At 71.9% G+C, this 25,782-nt stretch carries 22 protein-coding genes and 2 pseudogenes; 13 read left to right on the top strand and 11 right to left on the bottom strand.

The genetic code is table 11. The features are described 5' to 3' along the window. The first annotated feature begins 147 nt into the window (after nt 1–147). Together E1269_RS02365 and E1269_RS34115 are read left to right on the top strand one after the other, a co-directional pair. Entirely contained in the window at nt 148–369 is a 222-nt protein-coding gene (locus E1269_RS02365; protein ID WP_203432818.1) for an ATP-binding protein, read from the top strand. Between the two features lie 590 nt (nt 370–959). Further along, nucleotides 960–1,340: pseudogene (locus E1269_RS34115) on the top strand (ATP-dependent DNA ligase); the annotation flags it as partial. A gap of 24 nt (nt 1,341–1,364) precedes the next feature. On the opposite strand, the gene E1269_RS02355 reads toward E1269_RS34115, so the two are convergent. Genes E1269_RS02355 through E1269_RS02340 form a run of 4 tightly spaced genes read right to left on the bottom strand, consistent with a single transcriptional unit; the run spans nt 1,365 to nt 4,507 of the window. Beyond that, nucleotides 1,365–1,664 carry a PIN domain-containing protein gene (locus tag E1269_RS02355; protein ID WP_131890665.1) on the bottom strand — a complete coding sequence of 100 codons (300 nt, stop codon included), beginning with the start codon at nt 1,662–1,664 and terminating at the stop codon, nt 1,365–1,367. Further along, entirely contained in the window at nt 1,661–1,906 is a 246-nt protein-coding gene (locus E1269_RS02350; RefSeq protein WP_131890662.1) for an AbrB/MazE/SpoVT family DNA-binding domain-containing protein, read from the bottom strand. The genes E1269_RS02355 and E1269_RS02350 overlap by 4 nt, the downstream gene beginning before the upstream one ends. Nucleotides 1,907–1,943: 37 nt before the next feature. Next, the gene (locus E1269_RS02345) at nt 1,944–3,101 is read right to left on the bottom strand and encodes a (Fe-S)-binding protein (RefSeq protein ID WP_131890659.1); all 1,158 of its coding nucleotides are present in this window, start codon (nt 3,099–3,101) and stop codon (nt 1,944–1,946) included. Continuing rightward, nucleotides 3,098–4,507: an FAD-binding oxidoreductase gene (locus E1269_RS02340; RefSeq protein ID WP_131890657.1), complete on the bottom strand. Its 1,410-nt coding sequence runs from the start codon at nt 4,505–4,507 to the stop codon at nt 3,098–3,100. The genes E1269_RS02345 and E1269_RS02340 overlap by 4 nt, the downstream gene beginning before the upstream one ends. Nucleotides 4,508–4,565: 58 nt before the next feature. On the opposite strand from E1269_RS02340, the gene E1269_RS02335 reads away from it, so the two are divergent. The 3 genes and pseudogenes from E1269_RS02335 to E1269_RS34110 all read left to right on the top strand — a co-directional run. Next, nucleotides 4,566–5,852, top strand: a complete 1,287-nt coding sequence (locus E1269_RS02335) for an MFS transporter (RefSeq protein ID WP_131890654.1) — start codon at nt 4,566–4,568, stop codon at nt 5,850–5,852. Nucleotides 5,853–5,907: 55 nt separating this feature from the next. Then, entirely contained in the window at nt 5,908–6,864 is a 957-nt protein-coding gene (locus E1269_RS02330) for an aldose 1-epimerase (protein ID WP_162606194.1), read from the top strand. Between the two features lie 6 nt (nt 6,865–6,870). Continuing rightward, a pseudogene (locus tag E1269_RS34110) lies at nt 6,871–7,905 on the top strand (trans-sulfuration enzyme family protein); the annotation flags it as partial. Nucleotides 7,906–8,041: 136 nt separating this feature from the next. On the opposite strand, the gene cydC reads toward E1269_RS34110, so the two are convergent. The 4 genes from cydC to E1269_RS02305 are packed head-to-tail and all read right to left on the bottom strand — an operon-like array spanning nt 8,042 to nt 13,768. After that, entirely contained in the window at nt 8,042–9,799 is a 1,758-nt protein-coding gene (gene cydC, locus E1269_RS02320; RefSeq protein ID WP_203432768.1) for a thiol reductant ABC exporter subunit CydC, read from the bottom strand. Beyond that, nucleotides 9,799–11,574: a thiol reductant ABC exporter subunit CydD gene (gene cydD / locus E1269_RS02315; RefSeq protein ID WP_203432766.1), complete on the bottom strand. Its 1,776-nt coding sequence runs from the start codon at nt 11,572–11,574 to the stop codon at nt 9,799–9,801. Before cydD ends, cydC begins: the two co-directional genes overlap by 1 nt. Further along, nucleotides 11,526–12,479, bottom strand: a complete 954-nt coding sequence (locus tag E1269_RS02310; RefSeq protein WP_131890648.1) for a cytochrome d ubiquinol oxidase subunit II — start codon at nt 12,477–12,479, stop codon at nt 11,526–11,528. Before E1269_RS02310 ends, cydD begins: the two co-directional genes overlap by 49 nt. 2 nt (nt 12,480–12,481) lie before the next feature. Next, on the bottom strand, nt 12,482–13,768 hold the full coding sequence (locus tag E1269_RS02305) for a cytochrome ubiquinol oxidase subunit I (RefSeq protein ID WP_131890646.1): 1,287 nt from the start codon (nt 13,766–13,768) through the stop codon (nt 12,482–12,484). A gap of 77 nt (nt 13,769–13,845) precedes the next feature. Here E1269_RS02305 and E1269_RS02300 point away from each other — a divergent pair, with 77 nt between their 5' ends. After that, on the top strand, nt 13,846–14,175 hold the full coding sequence (locus E1269_RS02300; protein WP_131890644.1) for a PadR family transcriptional regulator: 330 nt from the start codon (nt 13,846–13,848) through the stop codon (nt 14,173–14,175). On the opposite strand, the gene E1269_RS32075 is transcribed toward E1269_RS02300, so the two are convergent. Beyond that, entirely contained in the window at nt 14,083–14,814 is a 732-nt protein-coding gene (locus E1269_RS32075; RefSeq protein WP_162606193.1) for a permease prefix domain 1-containing protein, read from the bottom strand. The genes E1269_RS02300 and E1269_RS32075 overlap by 93 nt on opposite strands. Before the next feature lie 291 nt (nt 14,815–15,105). On the opposite strand from E1269_RS32075, the gene E1269_RS02290 reads away from it, so the two are divergent. Genes E1269_RS02290 through E1269_RS02280 form a run of 3 tightly spaced genes read left to right on the top strand, consistent with a single transcriptional unit; the run spans nt 15,106 to nt 19,737 of the window. Next, on the top strand, nt 15,106–18,897 hold the full coding sequence (locus E1269_RS02290; protein WP_131890641.1) for a multifunctional oxoglutarate decarboxylase/oxoglutarate dehydrogenase thiamine pyrophosphate-binding subunit/dihydrolipoyllysine-residue succinyltransferase subunit: 3,792 nt from the start codon (nt 15,106–15,108) through the stop codon (nt 18,895–18,897). Between the two features lie 21 nt (nt 18,898–18,918). Then, nucleotides 18,919–19,101 (top strand): DUF6104 family protein, encoded by a 183-nt coding sequence (locus E1269_RS02285; RefSeq protein ID WP_131890638.1) that lies wholly within the window; start codon nt 18,919–18,921, stop codon nt 19,099–19,101. Next, the gene (locus E1269_RS02280; RefSeq protein ID WP_131890635.1) at nt 19,102–19,737 is read left to right on the top strand and encodes a GDSL-type esterase/lipase family protein; all 636 of its coding nucleotides are present in this window, start codon (nt 19,102–19,104) and stop codon (nt 19,735–19,737) included. Nucleotides 19,738–19,848: 111 nt separating this feature from the next. On the opposite strand, the gene E1269_RS02275 is transcribed toward E1269_RS02280, so the two are convergent. Continuing rightward, on the bottom strand, nt 19,849–20,814 hold the full coding sequence (locus E1269_RS02275; RefSeq protein ID WP_131890633.1) for a zinc-binding dehydrogenase: 966 nt from the start codon (nt 20,812–20,814) through the stop codon (nt 19,849–19,851). A gap of 188 nt (nt 20,815–21,002) precedes the next feature. Between E1269_RS02275 and E1269_RS02270 the strand changes: the two genes are divergently transcribed. The 4 genes from E1269_RS02270 (at nt 21,003) to E1269_RS02255 (ending at nt 23,950) form a co-directional block, all read left to right on the top strand. Then, entirely contained in the window at nt 21,003–21,389 is a 387-nt protein-coding gene (locus E1269_RS02270; RefSeq protein ID WP_239000743.1) for an ATP-binding protein, read from the top strand. Continuing rightward, on the top strand, nt 21,386–22,321 hold the full coding sequence (locus E1269_RS02265; RefSeq protein ID WP_131890628.1) for an RNA polymerase sigma factor SigF: 936 nt from the start codon (nt 21,386–21,388) through the stop codon (nt 22,319–22,321). The genes E1269_RS02270 and E1269_RS02265 overlap by 4 nt, the downstream gene beginning before the upstream one ends. A gap of 44 nt (nt 22,322–22,365) precedes the next feature. Further along, on the top strand, nt 22,366–23,319 hold the full coding sequence (locus tag E1269_RS02260) for a diacylglycerol/lipid kinase family protein (RefSeq protein WP_131890625.1): 954 nt from the start codon (nt 22,366–22,368) through the stop codon (nt 23,317–23,319). 379 nt (nt 23,320–23,698) lie between these two features. Beyond that, nucleotides 23,699–23,950: a WhiB family transcriptional regulator gene (locus E1269_RS02255; protein ID WP_053203257.1), complete on the top strand. Its 252-nt coding sequence runs from the start codon at nt 23,699–23,701 to the stop codon at nt 23,948–23,950. A 336-nt stretch (nt 23,951–24,286) separates the two neighbouring features. On the opposite strand, the gene E1269_RS02250 is transcribed toward E1269_RS02255, so the two are convergent. Beyond that, nucleotides 24,287–25,750: a sensor histidine kinase gene (locus E1269_RS02250; RefSeq protein WP_131890623.1), complete on the bottom strand. Its 1,464-nt coding sequence runs from the start codon at nt 25,748–25,750 to the stop codon at nt 24,287–24,289. Between the last annotated feature and the right edge of the window lie 32 nt (nt 25,751–25,782).

Here is a 25,782-nt window from a genome sequence, read left to right as displayed (position 1 = left end):
GCTCAGATCGGTCAGGTGCGCAGGCCGCTCCCAACCGATCCAAGGCGGACCGAGACGGTCCAGGCTCGACGAGCGGGAAGCCGCCCGAAGGCGGCTGTGCGAGGGATAAGTGGTGAGTAAGTGGTGACCTGATCAAGTCTCAACACCATTCTGCTGTTCCAGATCATCACCGCCCGCGGGGAACGAGCATCCATCGCCTGCGCCTCCAACGCCGCGTTCTCCGAATGGGGCGCCACCTTCACCGACCTCCGTTTGGCCGCCGCCGTCGACAGGTTGACGTTCAACGCGCACATCACCCGGACCGGGACCAAGTCCTACCGACTCGGCACCAGCCGCGCCGCCAAGGCCTGGCCGTACGACATCGACTGACCGTCTACAAACCCGCCGCCCACCGCGTCCCCAACCCGGGACGCCGCGAGCCAACAGAAACCGTCGACAGGTGGGGCCGCTTCAAAGCATCACAGTGGGGCCAAAATGGGGTTGTCATTCTCACCGGGATCTCCGAGGGCCTCAATGGTCGGTCCACGACCGGGCCTACCTTGTCCGGGGTATCCGTTCATCTTCGTACCCGTGCTCGAACATGTCCGCGAACGCCGACGCGTTGTGGTTACGAAGGGGGTCGATCAGGTTTGTCACCAACGCGTCGAGTCGTTGTGCCTCGGCTTCCGCGGCAGCGAGACATTCGTGCATGGTGATGGCACGGTGTCCAACTACAAGAACCCCTACCTGCAGGGCGGCACCGCGCACTAGGTCGTCACCATGGTGGCGGCTCTCAGGCCACAGTCCCTTCCCTGCCCGACCGTCCGGGACCGTATCCTCTCAACTAGATCGTCCGCACGTTGAGCCGAGCCGGCAGCACCGAGATCGTCCTGCGAGGCATCGCCAATCTGATCAACCCACACGTGCGCGGGCCGACGCGATCACGGCCGTATCCAGGCCGAAACGTCCCGCCGCGGGGTATGACTGCGGCTATGGCAACCACGGGGGGCCCCATGCCGGGCGCCGTCGCGCCGATGGCCGCCACGCTTTCAGCGAGCCTGCCGCCCGATGACGACGCCTGGGGCTACGAGATCAAGTGGGACGGCGTCCGCACCATCGCTCGCATTCGGGATGGCAGGGTCCGACTCACCAGCCGCAGCATGCGCGACGTCACCGACAGCTACCCAGAAGTTGATCGGCCATCTGCCGCACTGGCTGGCCGACGCCTGGTCCTCGACGGCGAGAGCGTCGCCCCGGACAGGCACGGCCGACCCAGCTTCCAACACCTGCAACCGCGGATGAATGTGAAGGCCCCGACACCGCGGCAGATCCGCGAGACGCCGGTCTACTACATGATTTTCGATCTGTTGTACCTCGACGGCCGGTCACTGCTCCGGGTTCCCTACGAGGACCGGCGGGCCGGCGGCCGCGGTGGCCAGAAGGCGTTGGTATCCGCGCTCGGACAGGCCGAGGTACGGCTCGGCGAATCGCCCGGCCAGGAAGGCCTGGACGATATCGGGCTGGGCACGGTGCGGCGGCGGCAAGCGCGTCAGGACGGAGTACGCCTCCAGCGCCGCGTGCGCCACCAGCCTCGGCCGTCGAGCCAAGGCCTTCAGACTGACCGCATGATGCTCGTGCCAACTGGCGAACCCTGCGATCACGACGCTGGAGTCGACGGCGATCATCGCCGCGTCTTCTCCAGCACGTCACGGACCAGTGCGTCGGTCAGCTCGGGTATCTCGATGTCAGCGACCGCGACCGGACGGTCGCCGTCGTCGACCAGCCGCATGGGCGTGGGCGACGGCACCAGTTCCAATCGTCCGTCGCGCTCCTCCACGTCCAAGGACTGGCCCGAGGTCAGGCCGAGTGCGTCGCGCAGCGCCTTCGGGATGACGACGCGCCCGGCAGCGTCGATGGCAGTTCTCATGCCAGAATTCGACCACTCGTCGACCCACGCGAGCCGATCACTGACGCGGAGCGGCCTGTGAAAGCAGCTCGACCAGGTGTACGGCCTTGACCTTGGACCGCAGCAGGCCCTGCTTGAGCTGGAGGAGGCAGCCGGGGTTGACCGCGACCACGTAGTCGACGTCCAGTGCCTCGATCTCGGCGAGCTTCGGCGCGAGGACCCGCTTGCTGTCGCGCGGGCGCAGCACCGAGTAGGAGCCGGCGGCGCCGCAGCAGGAGCCGGCGGAAGGCAGCTCCACGTAGTCGGCGATCTGCTCCAGCAGCTGGCGTGGCTGCGCGAAAACACCCAGCCCGTTGCGCAGATGACAGGAGTCCTGCAAGGTCACCCGGATCGGGCGCGGGTGGCCGTGGGAACCGTGGGTCATGAGCTTCGTACCAGGCGACCAGCCCGACCGGGCCAGGTATTCGCTGATCTCGACGACGCGGTCGCGGCCCAGCGCGTCGGCCAGGTGCGCCGCGCAGCCGCCGGAGGTGGTGACGATGGTGCCGGGCAGGTCGCGTCCCAGCCGCTCGGCCATCGCGCGACCGCCGGCGGAGTCGCCGTTGTGGGCGTGCAGGGCACCGCAGCAGCCCTGCGCGGCCGGCGCGTCGGCGCCGTCGACAAGTGCCACCGCGGCCCGGCTGACCTTGGGGAACAGCACCCGCTCGGCACAGCCGAGCATGACGTGCGGGGTGTCGGGGTCGACCGAGCGGGCGCGGGTTCGGGCGAAGCGTCGCACCAGCCCGGCCAGCCGCAGCGGCAGCCGCCGGGCCACCGCCCAGCGCAGCCACCGCGCCGGCGCCGGGCCGTGCCCGACCCGCCACTGGTGGTCGCGCCACTGCTCGAGCATCGGCCCGTACTCGACGCCGGCCGGGCACACCGTCTCGCAGGCGCGGCAGCCCAGGCAGAACGACGCCTCGTGCTGCAGCGTCGGGTCGTCGGGCTCCAGGCGGCCGGCCTCCAGCGCCCGCATCAGCGTGATCCGCCCGCGCGGCGAGGACTGCTCGTCCTTCTCCAGCGCATAGGTGGGACAGACCGGCAGGCAAAAGCCGCACGAGATGCAACGGTCGAGCAGCCCGGCGTCGAAGATGCCGCGGCCGTGGACCCCGTGGTCGCCCTCGTCCACCGCGCCCGACCGGCGCGGCACGATCGGCAGCTCTCGCGACGGCCCACTCATGAGCCGGTCTTCCCCGGGTTGAGGATGCCGGCCGGGTCGAACGCCGCCTTGATCCGCGACAACAGCGCCAACTGGTCCGCGCCGAGCCGGTCGGCCAGCCAGGGCAGCTTCGCCGCGCCGACACCGTGCTCGCCGGTGATGGTGCCGCCGAGGTCCAGCGCCGCTGCGAAGATGTCGCCGATGACCGCCTTGGTCCGGTCGATCGCGCCGCCGTCGGACGGGTCGACGACGGCGGTTGGGTGCAGGTTGCCGTCGCCGGCGTGCCCGAACGTCGCCACCGTGATGCCGTGCCGGGCGGCGATGTCGTCGATGCGCCCGACCATCTCCGCGATCCGCGGCCGGGGCACGCCGACGTCCTCCAGCACCGTCACCGGCGCCAGCCGGGCCAGCGCCGGCAGCGAGCAGCGGCGGGCCTCCAGGAGCGCCTCGGACGCCGCCACGTCCTGAGCCAGCGTGACCCCGGTGGCGCCCTCCTTGGCGCACGACTGCGCCATCCGTTCCAGGTTGCGGCCGACGGTGTCAGGGTCGCCGTCGTCGCCGAAGAGCAGCAGCGCGCCGGCCGACCGGTCAAGGCCGAGCGCGGCGAAGTCCTCGACGGCGTTGACGCACTTGTTGTCCAGGAACTCCAGCGTGGCCGGGACGACGCCGTCGGCGATCACCCGGGCCACCGCGCGGCCGGCGTCGGCCAGCGACGGGAAGTACGCCACGCCGGTGCGCGAGTCCGCCGGCGCCGGCACCAGCGCGACCGTGACCTCGGTGACCACCGCCAGCGTTCCCTCCGAGCCGGTGAGCAGCCGGGTGAGGTCGTAGCCGGCGACGTCCTTCCAGAGCCGGCCTCCGGTGCGGATGACCTCACCGGTCGGCAGCACCGCCTCCAGACCCAGCACGTAGTTGCGGGTGACGCCGTACTTCAAACCGCGCAGCCCGCCGGCACAGGTGGCGACGTTGCCGCCGACCGTCGAGACCGTCTTGCTGCCCGGGTCCGGCAGGTAGAGCAGGCCGTGCGCCGCGGCGGCCGCCGCGAGCTCCGTCGTCGTGACGCCGGTCTGCACGACCGCGAGCAGCTCGTCGGCGTCGACCTCGAGGATGCGGTCCAGCCGGGTCAGCACGAGGACGATGCCGCCGTCCTGGGCGAGCGTGCCGGCGGCCAGGTTCGACCCTGCACCGCGCGGCACCACCGGAATGCGCCGCTGCGTGGACAGCCGCAGCACCTCGGCCACCTCCGCCGTCGACCCCGGCAGCACGACGACGTCCGGCCGGGCCGCGAACAGCGGTGTCGCGTCACGCGAGAACGCCGCGACGGCGCCGTCGTCGGTCTTCACGTGCTCCGCCCCGACGATCGAGCGGAGCCGCTCGACCACGCCGTCGTCGACGGCACCCCACCCAACGCTGTGGTCCGACCTCATGATGGACACCTTGCCACCCGCCAGCCCGATCGGGAAATGCCGCTGTCAAGATGTGCAGGTGCGCCGGCTGTTGTTGGACCTTACCCCGCTCAGGGTCAGCGTCCCGTACCGGCGGTTGTGGATCGGCATCTCGCTCTCCGGCATCGGCACCCACCTCACCACCGTCGCCGTCGGGTTGCAGGTGTACGACCTCACGGACTCCACCTTCAGCGTCGGACTGGTCGGGCTGTTCGCTCTGGGGCCGCTGGTTGTGCTCGGGCTCTACGGCGGGTCGATCGTCGACGCGCACGACCGCCGCCGCATCGTCATCCTCACCTCCAGCGGCCTGCTGCTGGTCGCCACCGCGTTCGCCGTGCAGGCCTGGCTCGACGTCGGTCAGGTGTGGCTGCTGTACCTGCTGGTCGCGGCGCAGAACGGGCTCTTCGCGATCAACTCTCCCGCCCGGGCGGCGATCATCCCACGGCTGCTACCCATGCGGCTGCTCCCGGCGGCGAACGCGCTGGCGAGCATGTCGACGAGCCTGGGCCTGACCGTCGGGCCGCTGCTGGCCGGCGTGCTCATCGACCAGGTCGGCTACGGGTGGACCTACAGCATCGAGGCGGTGCTGCTGACGGTGGCGCTGACGACGGTGATGGCGCTGCCGCCGCTGCCGCCGGAGGGCCGGTTCCGGCGCGCCGGGCTGACGTCGGTGATGGAAGGCCTGTCCTATCTGCGTACCCGGCCGAACGTGCGGATGACCTTCCTCGTCGACCTCGCGGCGATGGTCCTGGCGATGCCACGGGTGCTGTTCCCGGCCGTCGCGGCGACGCTGCTCGGCGGCGGGTCGACGACGGTCGGCATCCTGGTGTCCGGGGTGGCCGCCGGGTCGTTCCTGGCCGGGCTCCTCTCCGGGCCGCTGGGACACGTGCGCCGGCAGGGGCTCGCGGTCGTGGTCGCGGTGGTCGGCTGGGGCCTGGCCGTTGCGGCGTTCGGGGTGGTGCTGCTGCTGACGCCGGAGGGCCACGGCGGCACCGGCGACGGCGGCGACGCGCACTGGGCGCTGTGGCCGGCGGTGGTGTGCATGGCGCTGGCCGGGGCCGCGGACACCGTCAGCGCCGTCTTCCGTCAGACGATCCTGCAGGCGGCCACTCCGGACGAGCTGCGCGGGCGGTTGCAGGGCGTGTTCATCGTGGTGGTCGCGGGCGGTCCGCGCCTGGGCGATCTGGCGCTCGGTTCGATGGCCGAGGTCAGCGGCGAGGCGCTGGCCGCCGTCGCCGGCGGGCTGCTGTGCGTGGCGGTCGTGGTGACGCTCGCACTCGCCCAGCGGCGGTTCCTCCGCTATGACGCGTTGCACCCGGCCCCGTAGCCGGCCGCTACGCTGCCTGCTGCCGATCCGGCGGCCGAATGGCAGGAGGCCCAGCGTGTCCGACATCCGCGTCTCGACGTCCCGTGGCTGGGAGATCGTCCATCTCGGCTCCGACGAGCTCGACGTCGACGTCGTACCTGGCAAGGGCGGCGACGTGACTTCCGTGCGGTGGCGGCCGCTCGGCGTCGACGTCATGTGGCACACCCGCTGGGGCCTACGGGTCCGCGGCGAGAGCGTCACCGCCGGTTCCAGCGAGACGTTGCTCATGCACGCCTACCCCGGCGGCTGGCAGACGGTGTTCCCGAATGGCGGAGACGCCGCGGTCGAGCACGGCGTCGAGTGGGGCATGCACGGGGAGGCGTGGCTGGCCGCCTACGACTGGCGCGCCGATGGTCCTGGTGCCGTCGAGCTCAGCACCCAACTGGTCCGCAGCCCGTTCTCCGTCGTCAAGCGGATCACCGTGACCGGCCCCACGGTCACCGTCGCCGAGACCGCGACGAACGAGGCGGCCGAGCCGATCGAGGTCATGTGGAGCCAGCACCCGGCGTTCGGCGCGCCGCTGATCGGGCCGGGCGCCCGGGTCGAGACGTCCGCGCGCACCGTGCACCGTGACCCGTCGGCGCACGCCGCCTGGCCGGCGCTGCCCGGTGCCGGGCCGGACGACGGCGCCGACCTCAGCCGGCTGCCCGAGCCGCGCTCCGGTGTCAGCCGGCTGGCCTACCTGGGCGACTTCGCCGAGGGACGGGCCGGCATCGTCAACGACGAACTCGGCCTGCGCGCCGACCTGACCTGGGACGCCAGCCTGATGCCGTACGCCTGGTACTGGCTGGAGGCCGGTGGACGGACCGGGTTCCCGTTCTACTCCGATGCCTACGTGCTGGCGCTGGAGCCGGCCACCAGCTGGCCCGGACGCGGCATCGCCACGGTGCGCCGCACGACAGGCACGCAGATCACCATCGACCCGGGGCAGAGCCGGACGTCCTCGGTGTCCCTGACCCTGGCCGTCCCGTGATCGTTGATGATCACGGGAGCAGGCCGGAGATCGCGCATACTGGCTGGCATGTCCTCCCCTGACTCGCCGTCCGCCGCAACCCGTGTCGTCACCGCCGGCCGGCCGGTCCGCACCCCGGACGCCCCGCTCAACGAGCCGGTCACCTTCGCCTCGACGTTCCACGCCGGCGGCGAGATCGGCTACGGCCGCTACGGCAACCCGTCGTGGACGGCCCTCGAGTCCGTGCTCGGCGACCTCGAGGGCGGCCGGGCGCTCGCCTTCGCCTCCGGGCTGGCGGCGTCGAGCGCCGTGCTGTCGCTGTTGCCGGAGGGCGCCGTCGTCGCCACACCCGACTGCGCCTACCTCGGCGTGCTGGACCAGCTGCGCGAGCGCGGCGCCCAAGGCCGGGCGACGTTGCGGCAGGTGCGGATGGACGACGCGGCCGCCGTGGCCGCCGCGGCCGAGGGCGCGACCATGGTCTGGCTGGAGTCGCCGACCAACCCCAACCTCGACGTCGCCGACATCGCCGCAGCGGCCGCAGCGGCCCGCGCGGCCGGCGCCGTCACCGTCGTCGACAACACGTTCGCCACGCCGCTGCTGCAGCGGCCGCTGGAGCTCGGTGCCGACATCGTCGTGCACAGCGTCACCAAGCTGCTGTCCGGCCACTCCGACCTGGTGCTCGGGGCGGTCGTGAGCGGGTCCGACGACTTCTACGCGCGGCTGGACGCCCACCGGCGGCTGCACGGCTCCATCCCCGGCCCGATGGAGGCGTATTTGGCGCTGCGTGGGCTGCGGACGCTGTCCGTACGACTGGAGCGGGCGCAGACGACCGCGGCGCTGCTGGCGTCACGGCTGGAGCAGCATCCCGCGGTGACCAAGGTCCGCTACCCCGGGTTCGGCACCATGTGCTCGATCGAGGTAACCGGTGGCGCCGCGACCGCGGACAAGGTCGTCGAGTCGGTACAGCTGTGGGTTCACTCGACCAGCCTCGGTGGCGTGGAGTCGTCGCTGGAGCGCCGGCGCCGATGGCCCACCGAGAGCCCCACCGTCGACGAGTCCCTGCTGCGGCTGTCCGTCGGGATCGAGGACCCCGAGGACCTCTGGGCCGACCTCGCCCAAGCCCGAGCATCACCAGGATTACCTGTGCCTCACGAGGCTCACAGGCATGGTGTGACACGAGATTTCGTGCTGAACGTGATCATTTCGAGGCGGGGGCGGGATGGGAGGCCCACCAGAGGTCTTGGTAGGGGCCCGCGACGGCGACCAGGTCGGCGTGGGTGCCGCGCTGGACGACACGGCCCGCGTGGAGCACGACCACCTCGTCGACGCCGTCCAGGCCGAACAGCCGGTGCGTCACCAGCACCGTCGAGCGCCCGCGGGTGGTGGCCAGCAGATCGGCCACCAGCTCGTCGGCGGTCTGCGGGTCCAGGCCCTCGGTGGGCTCGTCCAACAGGACCACAGGCGGGTCGGCCAGCAGCGCCCGGGCCAGTGCGAGGCGCTGCCGCTGCCCGCCGGAGACCTGCCCGCCGCCTTCGCCGACCTCGGTGTCCAGCCCGGCCGGCAGCGACGACACCCAGTCGCGCAGCCGGGCCAGCTCCAGTGCGCCGAGCAGGTCGTCGTCGGAGGCGTCCGGCCTGGCCAGGCGCAAATTCTCGCGGATCGTGGTGTGGAACAGGTGAGCGTCCTGGGTCACCCCGGTGATCACGGCCCGCACGTCGTCACCGTCGTAGTCGCGCACGTCGTGCCCGTTCAGCAGGACCGTGCCGGCAGACGGTTCTATGAAGCGCATCAGGCAGGCGAGCAGGGTGCTCTTGCCCGAACCGCTGGTCCCGACGACGGCGACCCGTCGGCCGGGTGTGAGGCGCAGGTCGACACCGTCGACAGCGTCGCGTGACGCTTCCGGGTACCGCACCGACACCGAGCGCAGCTCGACGGTGACGTCACGGCCCGGCGCCGGCAGCGGCGACGCCGGCTCGGCCACCGGCGGTCTCGCGTCAAGCACGGCCAGCACGCGGCGCATCGACGCCCGCGACTCCAGCAGCCGCTGTACGGCCGGCACCAGGGGCAGCACCGGCTCGAACGAGATCAGCGCGACCAGCGCCAGCACCGGCACCATGACCCCGGCCAGCGACCCGGCGTCCAGGGCCAGCACGGTGACCGCGACCGTGGTGGCGCCCTGTACGAGCATCGAGCCCGCGCCGCCGAGCGCGGTGGTCAGCGCGGTGCCGCGCTCGAGCCTGGCCAGCCGCTCGCCGGCCCGCTCGGCGTCGGTCAGCGCCTGCTCCGTCGCGCCGAAGGCGGCGAGGTCGGCACTGCCGTGCAGCAGGTCGGTGTGCCGCTCGGCGAGCTCGGCCCGGGCCGGTGCCAGCCGGCGGGCGGTCCGGCGGGCGGCGGACACCATGAGCAGCGGGACGACGACGCCGGCCAACGCCAGCCCGATCGCGAGCACGACGGCGGCGGGCGGCAGCACCAGCGCGGTGAACCCGACCGCGACGCCGGCGACCACGACGGCGGTGCTCACCGGCACCAGGACCCGGACCACCAGGTCCTGCACCGCCTCGACGTCGGACACCATGCGGCTGAGCAGGTCGGCGCTGCGGTAGGCCGGCAGGCCGGACGGCGCCAGTGGCACCAGCGCGTCGTAGACGCGGCCGCGGAGCGTGGCCAGGGCCCGCAGCGCGGCATCGTGGCCGGCCAGTCTCTCGCCGTAGCGGAAGACGCCGCGCGCGGTGGCGAAGGCCCGCACCCCGACGATGGCCAGCGACAGCGCGGCGAGCGGCGGCTGCTGGGCGGCCCTTGCGAGCAGCCAGGCGGCCGTGCCCATCAGCGCCAGGGCGGCCAGCTCGGTGACGACCGACGCGGAGACCGCCAGGACCAGCCTGCCGAGGTGTGCCCGAAGCATGCCGAGCATCCGGCGGATCGGCCCGTACCGGGTGCGGGCGGATCGATTCGCCATCAGCCGACACCTAACGCGGTGCGGTCGGACCCGCCGACGATGCGTCCGTGCTCTAGCCGCACGACCCGGTCCGCGTCGGCGACCATCGCCGGCCGGTGCGCGACCACCAGGACGGTGCGGCCGGCCATCAGCCGCGAAGTGGCGTCGACGACGGCGGCCTCGCTCCCGGCGTCCAGACCGGCGGTCGGCTCGTCGAGCAGCAGCAGCGGCGCATCGCGCAGGAACGCCCTGGCCAGGGCGATGCGCTGCCGCTGGCCGGCGGACAGGCCGGCGCCGCGTTCGCCCAGCGGGGTGTCGTAGCCCCGCGGCAGGTCGGTGACGAACTCGTCGGCGTGCGCCAGCCGCGCGGCCCGGACGACGTCGTCGTCGCCGGCGTCGGGACGGCCGAGCCGGATGTTCTCGGCGACGGTGCGGGCGAACAGGTGCGGGCGCTGCGGGACCCACGCGAGCTGTCTCCGCAACTCCTGCACGTCGACGGTGTCGAGGTCGAGCTCGGCGCCGTCGGCCTTGGTGAGTGTGACCCGGCCGGCATCGGCGACGACCAACCCGAGCAGCACGTTCAGCAGCGTGCTCTTGCCCGCGCCGCTCGGCCCGACCAGCGCGACCCGCTCCCCCGGCGCGACCGTCAGCGACAGGTCGTCCAGCGCCGGCTCGTCGCGTCTTGGATACCGCACCGAGACCCCTTCGAACCGCACCACGCAGGGCGCACCAGCTTCATGAGCGCGCGCGACAACCGCACGTTCGGGGCGACCGGAGTCCGCCGCCCCGTGCGCATCCGGCTCGTCCAACACTGCGAACGCACGCGACGCGACCGCCAGCCCTTCGGTGCTGGCGTGGAACTGTGACCCGAGCGCCCGCAGCGGCAGGTACGCCTCGGGAGCGAGCAGCAGCACGAGCAGTGCCGTCTCCAGGTCCATGCCTCCGTCGAGGGTGCGCAGCCCGACGGGGACGGCGACCAGTGCGACCGAGAGCGTCGCCACCAGCTCGAGCACGAGCGCGGACAGGAACGCGATGCGAAGCGTTCCCATGGTCGCGACACGGTGTTCGTCCGCGGTCCTGCGCACGGCGACCGCCTGGGCGCGGGCCCGGCCGAAGGCGCGCAGGGTCGGCAGTCCCGCGACCAGGTCGAGGAAGTGGCCGCCGAGGCGTTCCAACGAGCGCCACTGGCGCTCGGTGGCCCGCTTGGTGGACAGCCCGACCAGGATGCCGAAGATCGGAATGAGCGGCAGTGTCACCAGGACGATGACGGCGGAGGCGAGGTCTGCGACGGCGAGGCGCACCAGCACCGCGAGCGGCACCACGGCGGCGACGAACAGCTGCGGGAAGTATCCGGTGAAGTAGGGCTCGAGCGCGTCCAGGCCGCGCCCGAGCGTGGTGGTGAGCGCGCCGCTGTGCTGGCCGGTCAGCCACCCGGGGCCCAGCTCCTGGGTGCGTCGCAACAGCCGCCGGCGCAGCGACGCCTTGATCGAGGCGGCCGCACGCTGGGCCAGTGCCTGCTGCGCCCACGACAGCCCGGCCCGCACCGCGAAGACCCCGGCCAGCAGCGCCAGGGTCCCTGCGAGCGCCTCGGCGCCGGACCGCGAGAGGACGCCGTCGGCCAGCGCCCGGGCCAGCAGTTCCGCCTGGACGAGGATGGCGACGGCCCCGGCCACCGCCAGGACGGTGAAGGCCAGGGCGATGACGCGGTAGGCGGGGAGGCTGGCGAGCAGCCGGCGGGCGAGCTGGTTCAGAAGAACACCGCCGATCGGACGCCCACACGGTCGCGGAACACCCACCACATCCAGGCCTGGACGGCGATCAGCAGCGGGATGGCCGGGAACACGACGTAGCCCAGCAGGTCGAGGGTGCTGTCGTGCGCCAGGCCGTCGAGCAGCCGGGGCGCGGTGGCGAGCCCGACGGCCAGCACCGGCGCGGCCGCGGCCACCGCGGTGCAGGCGTAGGCCCAGCCGTCGCGGCCGCGCTCGACCAGCCGCAACGCGACAGTCACGGCGGCAACGACGATGATGCCGACCAGCGCGGCCGGCAGCGGGCGGGCGAGGTCGACGCTGAACGCCGGGGTGGCGACGCCGGCGGCGGCCAGCAGCGCCAGTGCGGCACCCCCGGCGCGGCGGATCGTCGGCGTGGCCCGGGCACGCCGGCCATGCGGCAGCCGCAGCGCGGCGAAGACCGCGCCATGCAGCGTGAACACGGCGACCACGGCGGCCCCCCACAACAGCGAATAAGGCCCCACCAGTGTCTCAACACCCGGTCGCCCGCTCTCGGGCACCCCCTGTGCGATGTTGCCGAGCAACGTGCCCCACGCGAAGGCGAACACGGTGCTCGCGGCGATGATCACCCGTTCCCAGCTGTGCCGCCAGGCCGGCGACGGGCGGCGGCTGCGGAACCAGACGCCGATGTCGCGCAACACCCAGGCCACCACGAACGTCACGACGAGCGGGTAGTAGGCGGAGAGGAGGTCCTTCTCCAGTGCCGGGAACGCGCCGATGAGCAGCCCGGCCGCCGCGACCAGCCACACCTCGCCGCCGAGCAGGAATGGGCCGAGCGCGGTCAGCAGCAGCCGGCGCTCAGGCCCGGTCCGGCCGATGCGCCGCAACGACATGCCCAGGCCGAGGTTGGCGCCGTCGAGCACGAACCACCCGGTCAGCATGAGCCCCAGCAGGCACAGCCACAGCACGTCCATCGTCAGGTCCTTCCCGCCGTCACGAGCTCACCCGGGGTGTCCTCGGCGTCCTCGCCGGTTCCGTCCGATCCGAGGACGAGGTCGTGTGGCCCCCGCCGGGCCAGCCGCGCGATCAGCCACCAGTCCAGCACTGCCAGCACCGCGAACAGCGTGGTGAACACGATCAGGCTGGTCAGCACGGTCGCGGTGCCGTGCGGCGAGACGGCGTCGGCGGTGGTCAGCTCGCCGTAGACGACCCACGGCTGCCGGCCGACCTCGCGCAGCAGCCAGCCGCAGGCCACGACGACGAGAGGCCACGGCAGCGTCCACACGTAGAAGCGGTGCCAGAAGCGGCCGAACCACGCCGGCCGGAACCGGTCGAACGCGTTCTTGACCAGCAGCAGCACCAGCCCGAAAAAGACGATCATGTACAGGCTGCCGCTGATCTCCATGAGCGGCCAGGCGAACGAGATCCACGTCGGCGGCGTCCAGTCGCCCGGCCCGTGCAGCGCCTCCATCTGGGCCTGGAACTCCGCACGCTCCGCGGCGCTACCGCCGAACGCCAGCTCCTTGCCGTCGGTGAGGTAGCCGAACTGCGCGTAGCCGTTGCCGACGGCGAAGGTCGCGGCGATCGCGCCGATGATGACGGCGACCCGCAGCGAGCGGCGGAAGAAGTCGACGTCGGGCGTGCCGCGCAGGAAGTGCCACGAGCAGATGCCGACCATCACGACGCTGCCGGTCAGCAGGCAGACCGGCACGATGTGCAGCAGCGCCCCGACGGCCTGCTGGTTGGACAGCAGTGCGCCGACGTCCTCGACGCGCGCGACCCCGTCCTCGACGACGTGCCCGACGGGGTTCTGCAGGAACCCGTTGGCGACCATGACCCAGAACGCCGAGAGGTACGCCGTCAGCACGACGAGCCAGATCAGCGAGGTGTGCACCCACCGGTTCAGGCGGTTCCACCCGAAGATCCACAGGCCGAGGAACGTGGACTCGAGGAAGAACGCGACCAGCGTCTCGGTGGCCAGCGGCGCGCCGAACACGTCGCCCGCGTACGTCATCAGGCCGCTCCAGTGCAGCCCGAACTGGAACTCCATGGCCAGCCCGACGACGATCCCCATCGCGTAGTTGACGACGTACAGCTGGCCCCAGTACCTGGTCAGCCGCTCGTGGACCTCCTTGCCAGTGACGGCCCAGCGGGTCTGCAGGAACGCCACGACCGGCGCGAGTCCCAGCGTGAGCACCACGAACAGGAAGTGGAAGATCGCCGTCAGCGCGAACTGCAGGCGCGACAGGTCCAGCGCACTCATTCCGCAACCCCTCCCCCGGGTGTGCAGCGCCTCGCTACATGTAGGCAGGCTACACTAGTGATGAGTAGACTGCCGACATGAAGGCCGACGCTCTCCGCGGGCACCTCGACGCGATGATCCTGGCCGTGGTCAAGGACCGGCCGCTGCACGGGTACGCCATCGCCGAGGCGCTGCACGCGCGCAGCGACGGCGCCATCGAGCTGCCCACCGGCACGCTCTACCCCGCGCTCCGCCGGCTCGAACGGCTGGGCTACCTGCGCAGCGCGTGGGACACCGTCGGCGGGCGCAAGCGCCGCACGTACGAGCTCACCCGGTCAGGGCGAGCGCACCTGGTCGCGCAGCAGCAGGCCTGGGCGGAGATGAACTCCGTCGTCAGCGCCATCCTCGGCACCGCACCGGCGACGTGAGGTCAGCCAGAGGCAGCGCCAGGCCACCCAGCTGATCCAGACCGTGGAGACGACGGAGAGCACCGACATCGCCACCAGCTGCGGGCCCTCCCACTCGGCCATGCTCTGCGGCGCGTACGCGCTGAGCACCATGCCGCTGACGATGTGCGCGACGACGTCGACCAGGGTCACGACGGCGACCACCTGGACCACTCGCCGCGTCGGCAGCACCCGGCCACCGCGGCCCAGCGCGAGCACCGAGACACCGGCGAGCACCATGAAGGCGACGCTCGACAGGTCCACCACCCGCGCCAGCGCGGAGTACCACGACGTGGGCTCCGGCCATCCCTGGGCGGCCGCCGCCGTCGTCCACGTGTAATGCGCCAGCGCGAACTGGGTGGACCCCAGGACGATGACGAGGCCGGCCAGATAGCGCGCGGCGACCGCGGCCAGCTCGGCACGCACGCCCGCCGCCACCGGCCCGACCGGCCCGAACTCCTCGACGGCGAGCCGCTCGGCCGCCGCGGGCGTGGCGCCGGCGGACCGGTGCGCCGCGGCGGCGTCGCGCAGCCCGTCACGGATCTCGTTGATCATGCCGCGCCGGGGCAGCAGAGGCCCGCGGACCTCGCGGCGCAGCCGCGCCACGTACTGCTCGATCACAGCACGCCTCCGATCAGCGGCCAGGGTCCCGGACGTCGCCAGGGTAACCGCGCGGCGGGCGGGTACTGAAGGCGGCGCGAGCGATATCGGGAACAGGTCAGGGATGCCCCTGAGCCGTGGCCGAGCACGCGACCGCGCCGGCTAGCCCGGACGCGGCCACGCCGCCACCGGGTTGACTTGTCGCGGTGAGTGATCTAGGCCACGATGACGGCAATGCGCGCGACCCGCGACGGCGACTAATCTGTACCAGAGCAGCCGCGCAGATTCGAACGGAAGAAGGCGAACGCGACAGTGGCCCCAACCGGCCCGGCATCGGGATTCGGACCGAACGAGTGGCTCGTCGAGGAGTTCTACGAGAGCTGGCTCGAAGACCCGAACAGCGTCGACCCCCAGTGGGCGGAATACTTCTCCGAGCGTGGTCCCACCAAGCCAGCCGCCACCGCACCGTCCAACGCGAGGTCCACCGTGAGCACGAAGGATGCGATTACCGCATCGCGCACAGCATCCAAGCCGGCCGCACCGTCCACGAACGCCGCCACGAACGCCGCCACGTCGGCGCCCGCCGCGCCCGCTGAGCGCTCCGCGCCGTCACAGCCCGCACCGGCCAGGCACGCCGCCGCCAAGGCGGCGCCGGCCAAGCCGGCTCCCGCGCAGCCGGCCAAATCGGCCCCCGCGCAGCCGGCCAAATCGGCCCCCGCGCAGCCGGCCGCCGTGGCGCCCGCCACGGGCGACGACGAGCCCGAGCTCGTCACGCTGCGCGGCGCGCCCGCGCGCACGGTGGCCAACATGGAGACCAGCCTCGAGGTCCCGACGGCCACCAGCGTGCGCGCCGTCCCGGCCAAGCTGCTGGTCGACAACCGCATCGTCATCAACAACCACCTCGCCCGCTCCCGCGGCGGCAAGGTGTCGTTCACGCACATCATCGGGTTCGCATTGGTCAAGGCGCTGGCGACGATGCCGGACATGAACTACGCCTACGCCGAGGTCGACGGCAAGCCGGCGCTGTCCAAGCCCAGGCACATCAACCTCGGCCTGGCCATCGACATGAAGAAGCCCGACGGCACCCGGCAGCTGCTCGTGCCCAGCATCAAGGGCGCCGAGAAGCTCAACTTCGCCGAGTTCTGGGCGGCCTACGAGGACATCGTCCGGCGCGCCCGCGACAACAAGCTCACCGTCGCCGACTTCCAGGGCACCACCATCACCCTGACCAACCCCGGCACCATCGGCACCGTCCACTCGGTGCCGCGGCTGATGAAGGGCCAGGGCACCATCATCGGCGTCGGGGCCATGGAGTACCCGGCCGAGTACCAGGGCGCGGCCGCGGAGACTCTGGCCAGGCTGGGCGTCTCCAAGACGATGACGCTCACCAGCACCTACGACCACCGGATCATCCAGGGTGCGCAGAGTGGCGACTTCCTGCGCATCGTCCACGGGCAGCTGCTGGGCGACGACGGCTTCTACGACGAGATCTTCCGGTCCCTGCGCATCCCCTACGAGCCGATCCGGTGGGCCACCGACGTCACCTCCAGCCACGAGGACGAGGTCAGCAAGCAGGCCCGGGTGCTGGAGCTCATCCACGCCTACCGGGTCCGCGGCCACCTCATGGCCGACACCGACCCGCTGGAGTACAAGCAGCGCACCCACCCCGACCTCGACGTCAGCACCCACAACCTCACCCTGTGGGACCTCGACCGCGAGTTCGCCACCGGCTCCTTCGGCGGCAGCAAGCGGTTCATGATGCTGCGCGACATCCTCGGCGTGCTGCGCAACGCCTACTGCCGCACCGTCGGGATCGAGTACATGCACATCCAGGAGCCGGAGCAGCGGCGCTGGATCCAGGAGCGGGTCGAGAAGCCGGTCGACCTCACCCCGCGCGAGGACCAGCTGCGCATCCTGCTCAAGCTCAACCAGGCCGAGGCGTTCGAGACCTTCCTGCAGACGAAGTATGTCGGGCAGAAGCGGTTCTCGCTCGAGGGCGGCGAGTCGCTCATCCCGATCCTCGACGAGGTCGTCGAGGCGGCCGCCGAGGCGGGCCTGGAAGAGGCCTGCATCGGCATGGCCCACCGGGGCCGGCTGAACGTGCTGGCCAACATCGTGGGCAAGAGCTACGGCCAGATCTTCAGCGAGTTCCAGGGCAACATCGACCCGCGCACCGTGCAGGGCTCCGGCGACGTCAAGTACCACCTGGGCGCCGACGGCGAGTTCGCCGCCCTGGACGGCTCGAAGATCAAGGTCTCGCTGACCGCCAACCCCAGCCACCTCGAGGCCGTCAACCCGGTCCTCGAGGGCATCGCCCGCGCCAAGCAGGACATCCTGGACCGCGGCGAGGAGTTCCCCGTGCTGCCGATCCTGGTGCACGGCGACGCCGCGTTCGCCGGCCAGGGCGTGGTGGCCGAGACGCTCAACCTCTCGCAGCTGCGCGGCTACCGGACCGGCGGCACCGTGCACGTCGTGGTCAACAACCAGGTCGGCTACACCACCTCGCCCGACCAGTCCCGCTCGTCGATGTACTCCACCGACGTCGCGCGGATGGTGCAGGCGCCGATCTTCCACGTCAACGGCGACGACCCCGAGGCCTGCACCCGGGTGGCCCGCCTGGCCTTCGACTTCCGGCAGACGTTCCACAAGGACGTCGTGATCGACATGATCTGCTACCGGCGCCGGGGCCACAACGAGGGCGACGACCCCAGCTACACCCAACCGCTGATGTACGACCTCATCGAGGCCAAGCGGCCGGTGCGCAAGCTCTACACCGAGGCGCTGATCGGCCGCGGCGACATCACGATCGAGGAGGCCGAGCAGGTCCTGCTCGACTACCAGAAGCAGCTGGAGCGGGTCTTCGCCGAGACCCGGCAGGCCGCGCCGACGTCGTTCACCACCGTGCCGAACTACCCGGACAAGCCCGAACCCTCCGGCGAGCTCGTCACCGCGACGTCGCCGGAGGTGCTCAAGCGCATCGCCGACGCCTACCTGACGGTGCCCGAGGGCTTCACCGTGCACCCGAAGGTGCTGCCGCAGCTGCAGCGGCGTGCGTCGGCGCTCACCGAGGGCGGCATCGACTGGGCCACCGCCGAGATCACCGCGTTCGGCTCGCTGCTGATCGACGGCCGCCCGGTGCGCCTGGCCGGCCAGGACAGCCGTCGCGGCACGTTCGTGCAGCGCTTCGCCTCGATCGTCGACCGCCGCACCGGCGAGTCCCACATCCCGCTGCAGAACCTCGACGAGAACCAGGCGAAGTTCTACGTCTACGACTCCCTGCTGTCGGAGTTCGCGGCCATGGGCTTCGAGTACGGCTACTCCGTCGCCCGGCCGGAGGCCCTGGTGCTGTGGGAGGCACAGTTCGGCGACTTCGCCAACGGCGCGCAGACCATCATCGACGAGTTCATCACCGCCGGTGAGGCCAAGTGGGGCCAGCATTCGGGCATCGTGCTGCTGCTGCCGCACGGCTACGAGGGCCAGGGCGCGGACCACTCCTCGGCACGCATGGAGCGGTTCCTGCTGATGGCCGCGGAGGACGCCTTCCGGGTGGCCCAGCCCTCGACCCCGGCCTCGCACTTCCACCTGCTGCGCCAGCAGGCGCTGGAGATGCACCACCGGCCGCTGGTCGTCTTCACCCCGAAGTCCATGCTGCGCAACAAGCGGGCGGTGTCCCAGCCCGACGACTTCACCGGCACGACGGCGTTCCGGCCGGTGCTGCCGGACCCGGAGCGCATCGACCCGGCCACGGTGGAACGGGTGCTGCTGTGCAGCGGCAAGATCACCTGGGAGCTGCTGGCGGAGCGGCGCAAGCGTTCGGACGAGCGCACCGCGATCCTCCCGGTCGAGCAGCTGTACCCACTGCCTGCTGACGAAATCCTGCGCGAGCTCGGCGCGTTCCCCAACCTCCGCGAGGTGCGCTGGGTCCAGGACGAGCCGGAGAACATGGGTCCGTGGCCGTTCATGGCGCTGCACCTGGCGCCCCAGGTGCCTCAGGACCTGCCGTTCACGCCCATCACCAGGCCGGCCAGCACCTCGCCGGCGGTGGGCAACCACGTCGTACACACCGAGCAGCAGAAGGCGCTGCACGACGCCGCCTTCGCCTGATCCGCTGGAGCTTCGAGCACCATGTACTTCACCGATCGCGGCATCGAGGAGTTGGACGAGCGCCGCGGCGACGAGCAGGTCACCCTGGGCTGGCTGGCGGAGCGGATGCGCGACTTCGTCGACCAGAACCCGGAGTTCGAGACGGCGGTCGAGCGGCTGGCCACCTGGCTGGCCCGCAGCGACGACGACAGCGAGGACGAGTGAGTGGCTGACCCACGCGACGTGCGGGTCTGCGTCTTCGGCGACTCGTTCGTCGCCGGGGTCGGCGATCCGAAGGCACTGGGCTGGGTCGGCCGGGTCGCCGCACGCACCCCGCCGTCCACGGGGATCGCGTTGACCGCGTACCCGCTGGGCGTGCGTGGCGAGGCGACGGAGGAGATCGTCGTGCGGATGCCGATGGAGAGCGCGCCGCGCTTCGCCCGCGGCGACGAGCACCGCGTGGTGCTGGCCGTGGGCGTCGCCGACGCCTACCGCGGCGTCTCGCCGGCTCGCTCCGCCGCCGCGCTGGAGTTCGGCCTGTCGTCGACGAGCGTCCCGACGCTCGTCGTCGGCCCGCCGCCGGTCGGCGACGACGACGTGGTCAGCCGGATCGGCGAGCTCGATGCCGCCTATGCGGCCCTGTGCGCGAGCCTCGACGTGCCCTACATCGCCACGTTCGAGCCGCTATCCGGCAAGGGAGCCTGGCAGCGGGCCCGGGCCGACGACGGCCTCCACCCCGACCAGGCCGGCTACGGGCTGCTGGCGTACCTCGTCCTCAACGGCGGCTGGTACCCGTGGCTGGGCGTCGAGCCGCCCAAGACGCCGGTCAAGGAGCGCCGGGTACCTCGCGCCGCGTCGTGAGCGGTACGTCGTGAGCACCGGCACACAACCCGGGTCAGCGCGTCCGAACCGTTCCGCCTCGACGCACCCGGGCGCTACCTGTACCACGTCACCTGACGTTCCCTCGGGCGCTCACGGGGTGAAGACGACCTTCCCGAACACGTCGCCGCGCTCCATGGCGGCGAACCCCTCCCGCGCCTCGTCCAGCGGCAGCACGCCGTGCACGACCGGCCGGACCCCCGAGCGCTCGCAGAACGCCATCAGGCGCCTCAGCTCGTCCCGCGTCCCCATCGTCGAGCCGAGGATGCGCAACTGCAGGAAGAACACCCGGTTCAGCTCGGTGTCGGCCGAGTAGCCGGACGTCGCGCCGCTGGTGACCAGCGTGCCGCCGGGGCGGAGGGAGCGCAGGGAGTGCTTCCAGGTCGCGGCGCCGACGGTCTCCAGGACGACGTCGACGCGCTCGGGCAGGCGCTCGCCGCTGGGGAACAGGCGGTCGGCACCGAGCTCCAGCACCTTGGAGGCGCGTGCGGGGTCGCGCGAGGTCACCCACACCCGCGTCCCGGCCGCGGCGCCGAGCGACACCAGCGCCGTCGCGACGCCGCCACCGGCGCCCTGCACCAGCACGGTGTCGCCGGGACGCACCGCCGCCTGGGTGAAGAGCATCCGGTAGGCGGTCAGCCACGCGGTCGGCAGGCAGGCGGCCTCCTCGAACGTCAGCCCGGGCGGCTTGGGCACCAGGTTGCGCCGCGGCACCGTGACCCGTTCGGCGAACGTGCCCTGGTAGCGCTCGGACAGCAGCGACCGCTTGGGATCGAGGGTCTCGTCGTCGCGCCAGTCGGGGTTGGAGACGACGGCGTGGACGACCACTTCGTTGCCGTCCTCGTCGACACCGGCGGCGTCGCAGCCCAGGATCATGGGCAGCCGTTTCTCGTCGAGGCCGACGCCGCGCAGCGACCACAGGTCGTGGTGGTTCAGTGCGGCGGCCCGGACGGTCACGGTGGTCCAGCCGGCGGGCACATCGGGCTCCGGCCGCTCCCCCACGGTGAGTCCGGCCAGCGGATCGTCGGCGTCGAGCTTCGAGGCGTAGGCGGCGATCATGCCTCGAGCCTAGCCGCGCGGGCGAAACTTCTTTATGCGATCGTGGCACCGGGCACGGGCGCGCGCACCAGCGAGGATGACAGGATTCGGTGACCTTCCGAACACCGCGCCCCGGTGGCCGACCTGACGGTGCACACCTCCACGTGTGACACTCTGTTCGGAGGGTGCGACACACACGAGGAGGTTTGGTGAGCGAGTCCGATTCGTCGTTCGGTGACCTTGTCGAGTTGCAGGTGCCGGCGTCCAGCGCTTACCTCACCGTCCTGAGGACCACCGCCGCACGGTTGGCCGCCAGGATCGGGTTCACGCTCGACGAGATCGAGGACCTGCGCATCGCCGTCGACGAAGCGGGCGCGATGCTGCTGCCGCTCGCCACGACCGGCGCCACCATGCACTGCAGCTTCCAGCTCCACCCCGACATCCTGGACGTCGTGGTCTCGGTGCCGGCGGCCAAGACCGACCTGCCCAGCCGTGACAGCTTCGCCTGGACCGTCCTGTCAGCCCTGGCCGGCGAGGTGCACTCGCGCGTGGAGGACGGCCGGGTGTCCATCATGCTGCGCAAGAAGAGAGGTTGAGACAGCCGGTGGGACCTGCCGAGGTGCGCTACTCCAGCCGAGCCGAAGCGCCGGCCGCTGGAGCCCTCGATGCGGACCATGCCGACGCGGCCGGCGGCGCGTCCGCGGTCGGCTCGGAGTCCGACTCCGACGTCCTCGACGCGGCCGACCTCGATCCCTTCGACCCGCCGGAGCAGCGCACCGGCATCGACCGCGCCACCAGCCGGGCGCTGCTCGACCTGCTCGCCCGTCTCGACCCGGACGACCCCGAGCGCGCGGAGGCCCGCAACCGGCTGACGACGCTGCACCTGCCGCTCGCCGAGCACCTGGCCCGCCGGTTCGCCGGGCGCGGAGAGCCGTACGAGGACCTCGTGCAGGTCGCCACCATCGGGCTGATCAAGGCGATCGACCGCTACGACCCCGGGCGCGGCGCGGAGTTCTCCACCTACGCCACGCCCACCATCCTCGGCGAGATCAAGCGGTGGTTCCGCGACAAGGGCTGGGCCATCCGGGTCCCGCGCCGGCTGCAGGAGCTGCGGCTGTCGATCAGTTCCGCGACCACCGACCTGCTGCAGCAGCTGGGCCGGTCACCCACCATCGCCGAGCTCGCGCAGGCCACCCGCACCACCGAGGAGGAGGTGCTCGAGGCGCTGGAGACGGCGGCCGCCTACAGCACCGTCTCGCTGGACTCCCCGGAGCCGGGCGAGAACGCGCCGTCGACGATCGACACCATCGGCCACGACGACGAAGCCCTGGAGGGTGTGGAGAACCGCGAGACGCTGGCGCGGCTGCTGGCCGGCCTGCCGGAGCGGGAGCGCCGCATCATCGTGCTGCGGTTCTTCCGCGGCATGACGCAGTCGCAGATCGCCGGCGAGGTCGGCATCTCGCAGATGCACGTGTCGCGGCTGCTGTCGCGCACCCTCATCCAGCTACGCGAGGGCATGTTCCGCTGACCTGCCGCCGCACCGGCGACACCGCGCCTCTTAGGCTGTCGGGCATGCGGGCTCTGGTCGTGCTCAATCCCAACGCCACCACGACGTCGGTGCGCACCCGCGACGTGCTGCTGGCGGCGCTCAGCAACGACCTCGATCTCGAGGTCGCCGAGACCACCCATCGCGGCCATGCGACCGAGCTGAGCCGGCGGGCCCGCGCCGACGGCGTCGACCTCATCGTGTCGGTCGGCGGCGACGGCACGATCAACGAGGTCGCCAACGGCCTGCTCGCCGACGACGACGGCGACCGGCCCGCTCCCGGCCCCGGCGGGTTTGCCGACCGGCCCGACGTCGCGATCATCCCGGGCGGCAGCACCAACGTGCTGGCCCGCAACCTCGGCATCCCGGAGAGCCCGGTCGAGGCGACCGGTCTGCTCCTGGACGCGCTGCGGTCCGGCCGGCGGCAGAGCATCGGCCTGGGCCGCCTCGACGACCGCTACTTCACCTTCGCCGCGGGCTTCGGCCTGGACGCCGACGTCATCCGCTCCGTCGAGGCCGAGCGGGCCCGCGGCCGCACGTCCACCGTCCCGCTCTACGTGCGCACCGCGATCAAGCGCTTCTTCGCCCAGCCCGACCGCGCACACGGAACCATCGAGCTGGTCGCCGACGGCGGCCACCCGGTGCCTGGGCTGTCCGTCGTCATCATCACCAACTGCACGCCGTGGACGTACCTGGGTGCGCGTCCGCTGCGGCCCACCCCGTACGCCGACCTCAACGCGGGTCTCGACGTGTTCGGGCTGACCGGGCTGCGGCTGGGCCCGACGCTGATGCGGCTGGGTCAGATGGTCACCCGCCGCGGCCCTCGCGGGCGCAACGTCGTCTCGCTGCACGACCGCAAGCAGGTCGTGCTGCGCGCGACCGCCGATCCGCTCCCGGTCCAGGTGGACGGCGACTACATCGGCGAGCGCGCGGAGATCGTGCTGACGTCGGTGCCGAACGCGCTGCGGGTCGCCTACTGAGGGCATCGGCCATCGATACGAAGCCAGGCCGGCCGGGCTGCCCCGGGATCAGGGTCCTCAGACCCTTGCCAGCCCCGTAGACGGCCGTTATGGTCGCATCTTGTCCGTTTTGGACTGGAACTGTGACCGACGCTACACCGACCTTCATGAGACGGATTACACAAAGCCCTTGTACAAGCCTTACGAACTTGTCACCCTGGTAGTGCCACGCGGTTACACGCGCGCCATGAGCGCGCGGTAGGCCGCACGCAGAACTTCGCGCCATCCCCCTCCGGTCGCCAGCGACACGGCCGGGCAGGGATTCGTGAACGAATTCACGTAGTGCAACGTGGCTGGACGGTCACCCGTCCGGCACCACCATAAAGGAGCTGTGAGAACCATGGATTGGCGCCACCGTGCCGCCTGTCGCGACGAGGACCCCGAGCTGTTCTTCCCGATCGGCAACACCGGGCCCGCGTTGCTCCAGATCGAGGAGGCCAAGACCGTCTGCCGGCGCTGCGACGTCCGCGAAGCCTGCCTGAGCTGGGCGCTGGAGAGCGGCCAGGACGCCGGCGTCTGGGGTGGACTGTCCGAGGACGAGCGTCGCGCGCTCAAGCGCCGCAACGCCCGAGCCCGGGCGCGCGCTTACTGATCAGCACCATCCCCGACGCATCACGCCCCGCCAGACCCCGGACGGCGGGGCGTCGGCATGTCCAGGCCGGCTCCGCTCACGCCCCGCCAACGCTCCAACGGCGGGGCGTCGGCATGTCCAAGCGCAGGCCCGAGGCCTGCGGCGTTGAGCCCGGGCGCCTCTGCGGCTCCGATCACCGCGCCCATCCGCTTTGCGCTGGTGGCATATACGCACCATCGCGGCCGGAGCGATGGTCAGCGGATGGCGGCCCAGCGGTGACGCCTATGTGCGCCCAGGGCAAAGGCGGCCGGAAAGGTAGGCGCGCCGAGGAGACGGCGCGAGGGCGTCAGCTCGTGGTCAGGTGGCGACCGGGAGGTCGAGCACGACCCGCGTCCCGCCGTCGGGGCGGGGCCCGATGTCCAGCGTGCCGCTCAGCTCACCGACGACCAGGGTCCGGACGATCTGCAGCCCCAGGTTCCCCGTCGTCGCCGGGTCGAAGCCGTCCGGCAGGCCGACGCCGTCGTCGTCAACCGTCACCGCGAGCCGGCCGTCGCGGCGGTCCGCCGTCAGCGTGACCGAGCCCTGCCGGCGGTCCAGGCCGTGCTCGACGGCGTTCTGCAGCACCTCGGTGAGCGTCATCGCCAGCGGCGTGGCGATCTCCGCACCCAGCACGCCGAACGTGCCGGTGCGCCCCACCTTGACCTCCGCGGACGTCGAGGCGACCTCCGCCACCATGGCCAGGAGGCGGTCGGCGACGTCGTCGAAGGCGACGGTGTCGTCGACGGTCTGCGACAACGTCTCGTGCACGATCGCGATCGACCCGACCCGGCGCACCGCCTCGTCCAGCGCGGCCCGGCCCTCCGCCGACGCGATGCGCCGCGACTGCAGCCGCAGCAGGGCCGCCACCGTCTGGAGGTTGTTCTTGACCCGGTGGTGGATCTCGCGGATCGTCGCGTCCTTGGTCAGCAGCTCACGCTCGCGCCGGCGCACCTCGGTGACGTCGCGACACAGCACCAGGGCGCCCACGTGCCGGCCGCCGGGGTCCAGCGGGATGACGCGCAGCGTCATGACCGCGCCGTTGCCCTCGATCTCCGTGCGGATGTGCTGGTGCCCGCCGAGCACCGACTCCAGCGGCTCGTCGCGGGCTCCCGGCGGCGGCGCCAGCGTCGCGGTCGCCTTGCCGAGGTGCTGGCCGACCAGGTCGGCGGCCAGGCCGAGCCGCCGGTACGCCGACACCGCATTCGGGCTGGCGTAGAGCGCGACGCCGTCGGCGTCGAGTCGGACCAGGCCGTCGCCGACCCGGGGCGCGCCGCGCCGTCCCATGTCGGTGGCGCGGGAGTGCGGGAACCTGCCCTCGGTGATGAGCGTGGCGAGCTGGCTGCCGCACTCCAGGTATGACAGCTCCAGCCGGCTCGGGGTGCGGACGGCGACGAGGTTGGTGTGCCGGCCGATGACCGCGATGACGCGGCCCTCGTGCCGCACCGGGATGGCCTCGACCCGCACCGGCACGTCGTCCCACCACTCCGGGTCGCCCTCGCGGCGGATGACGCCCTCGGTGTACGCGGTATCGATCAGTGGCCGGCGCCCCTTGGCCAGGTAGGAGCCGACGAGGTCCTCGACGTAGGCCGTCGGGCCGGTGGTGGGGCGCATCTGGGCCACCGCGCGGTAGCCGTCGCCGTCGCGGTCGGGCACCCAGAGCACCAAGTCGGCGAAGGACAGGTCGGCCAGCAACTGCCAGTCGGCGATCAGGGCATGCAACCAGTCCAGATCGGCCTCGGAGAGGTCGGTGTGACGGTGGACCACGTCGTTGAGCGACGGCACGATGTCGAGCGTAGCCCGCAGCACCTCGCTTC

The sequence above is a fragment of the Jiangella asiatica genome, from assembly GCF_004349065.1.
Classification (GTDB): Bacteria; Actinomycetota; Actinomycetes; order Jiangellales; family Jiangellaceae; genus Jiangella; species Jiangella asiatica.
The sequence above is the reverse complement of the archived record's forward strand: the minus strand, read 5'-3'. Positions and strand labels throughout refer to the sequence as shown.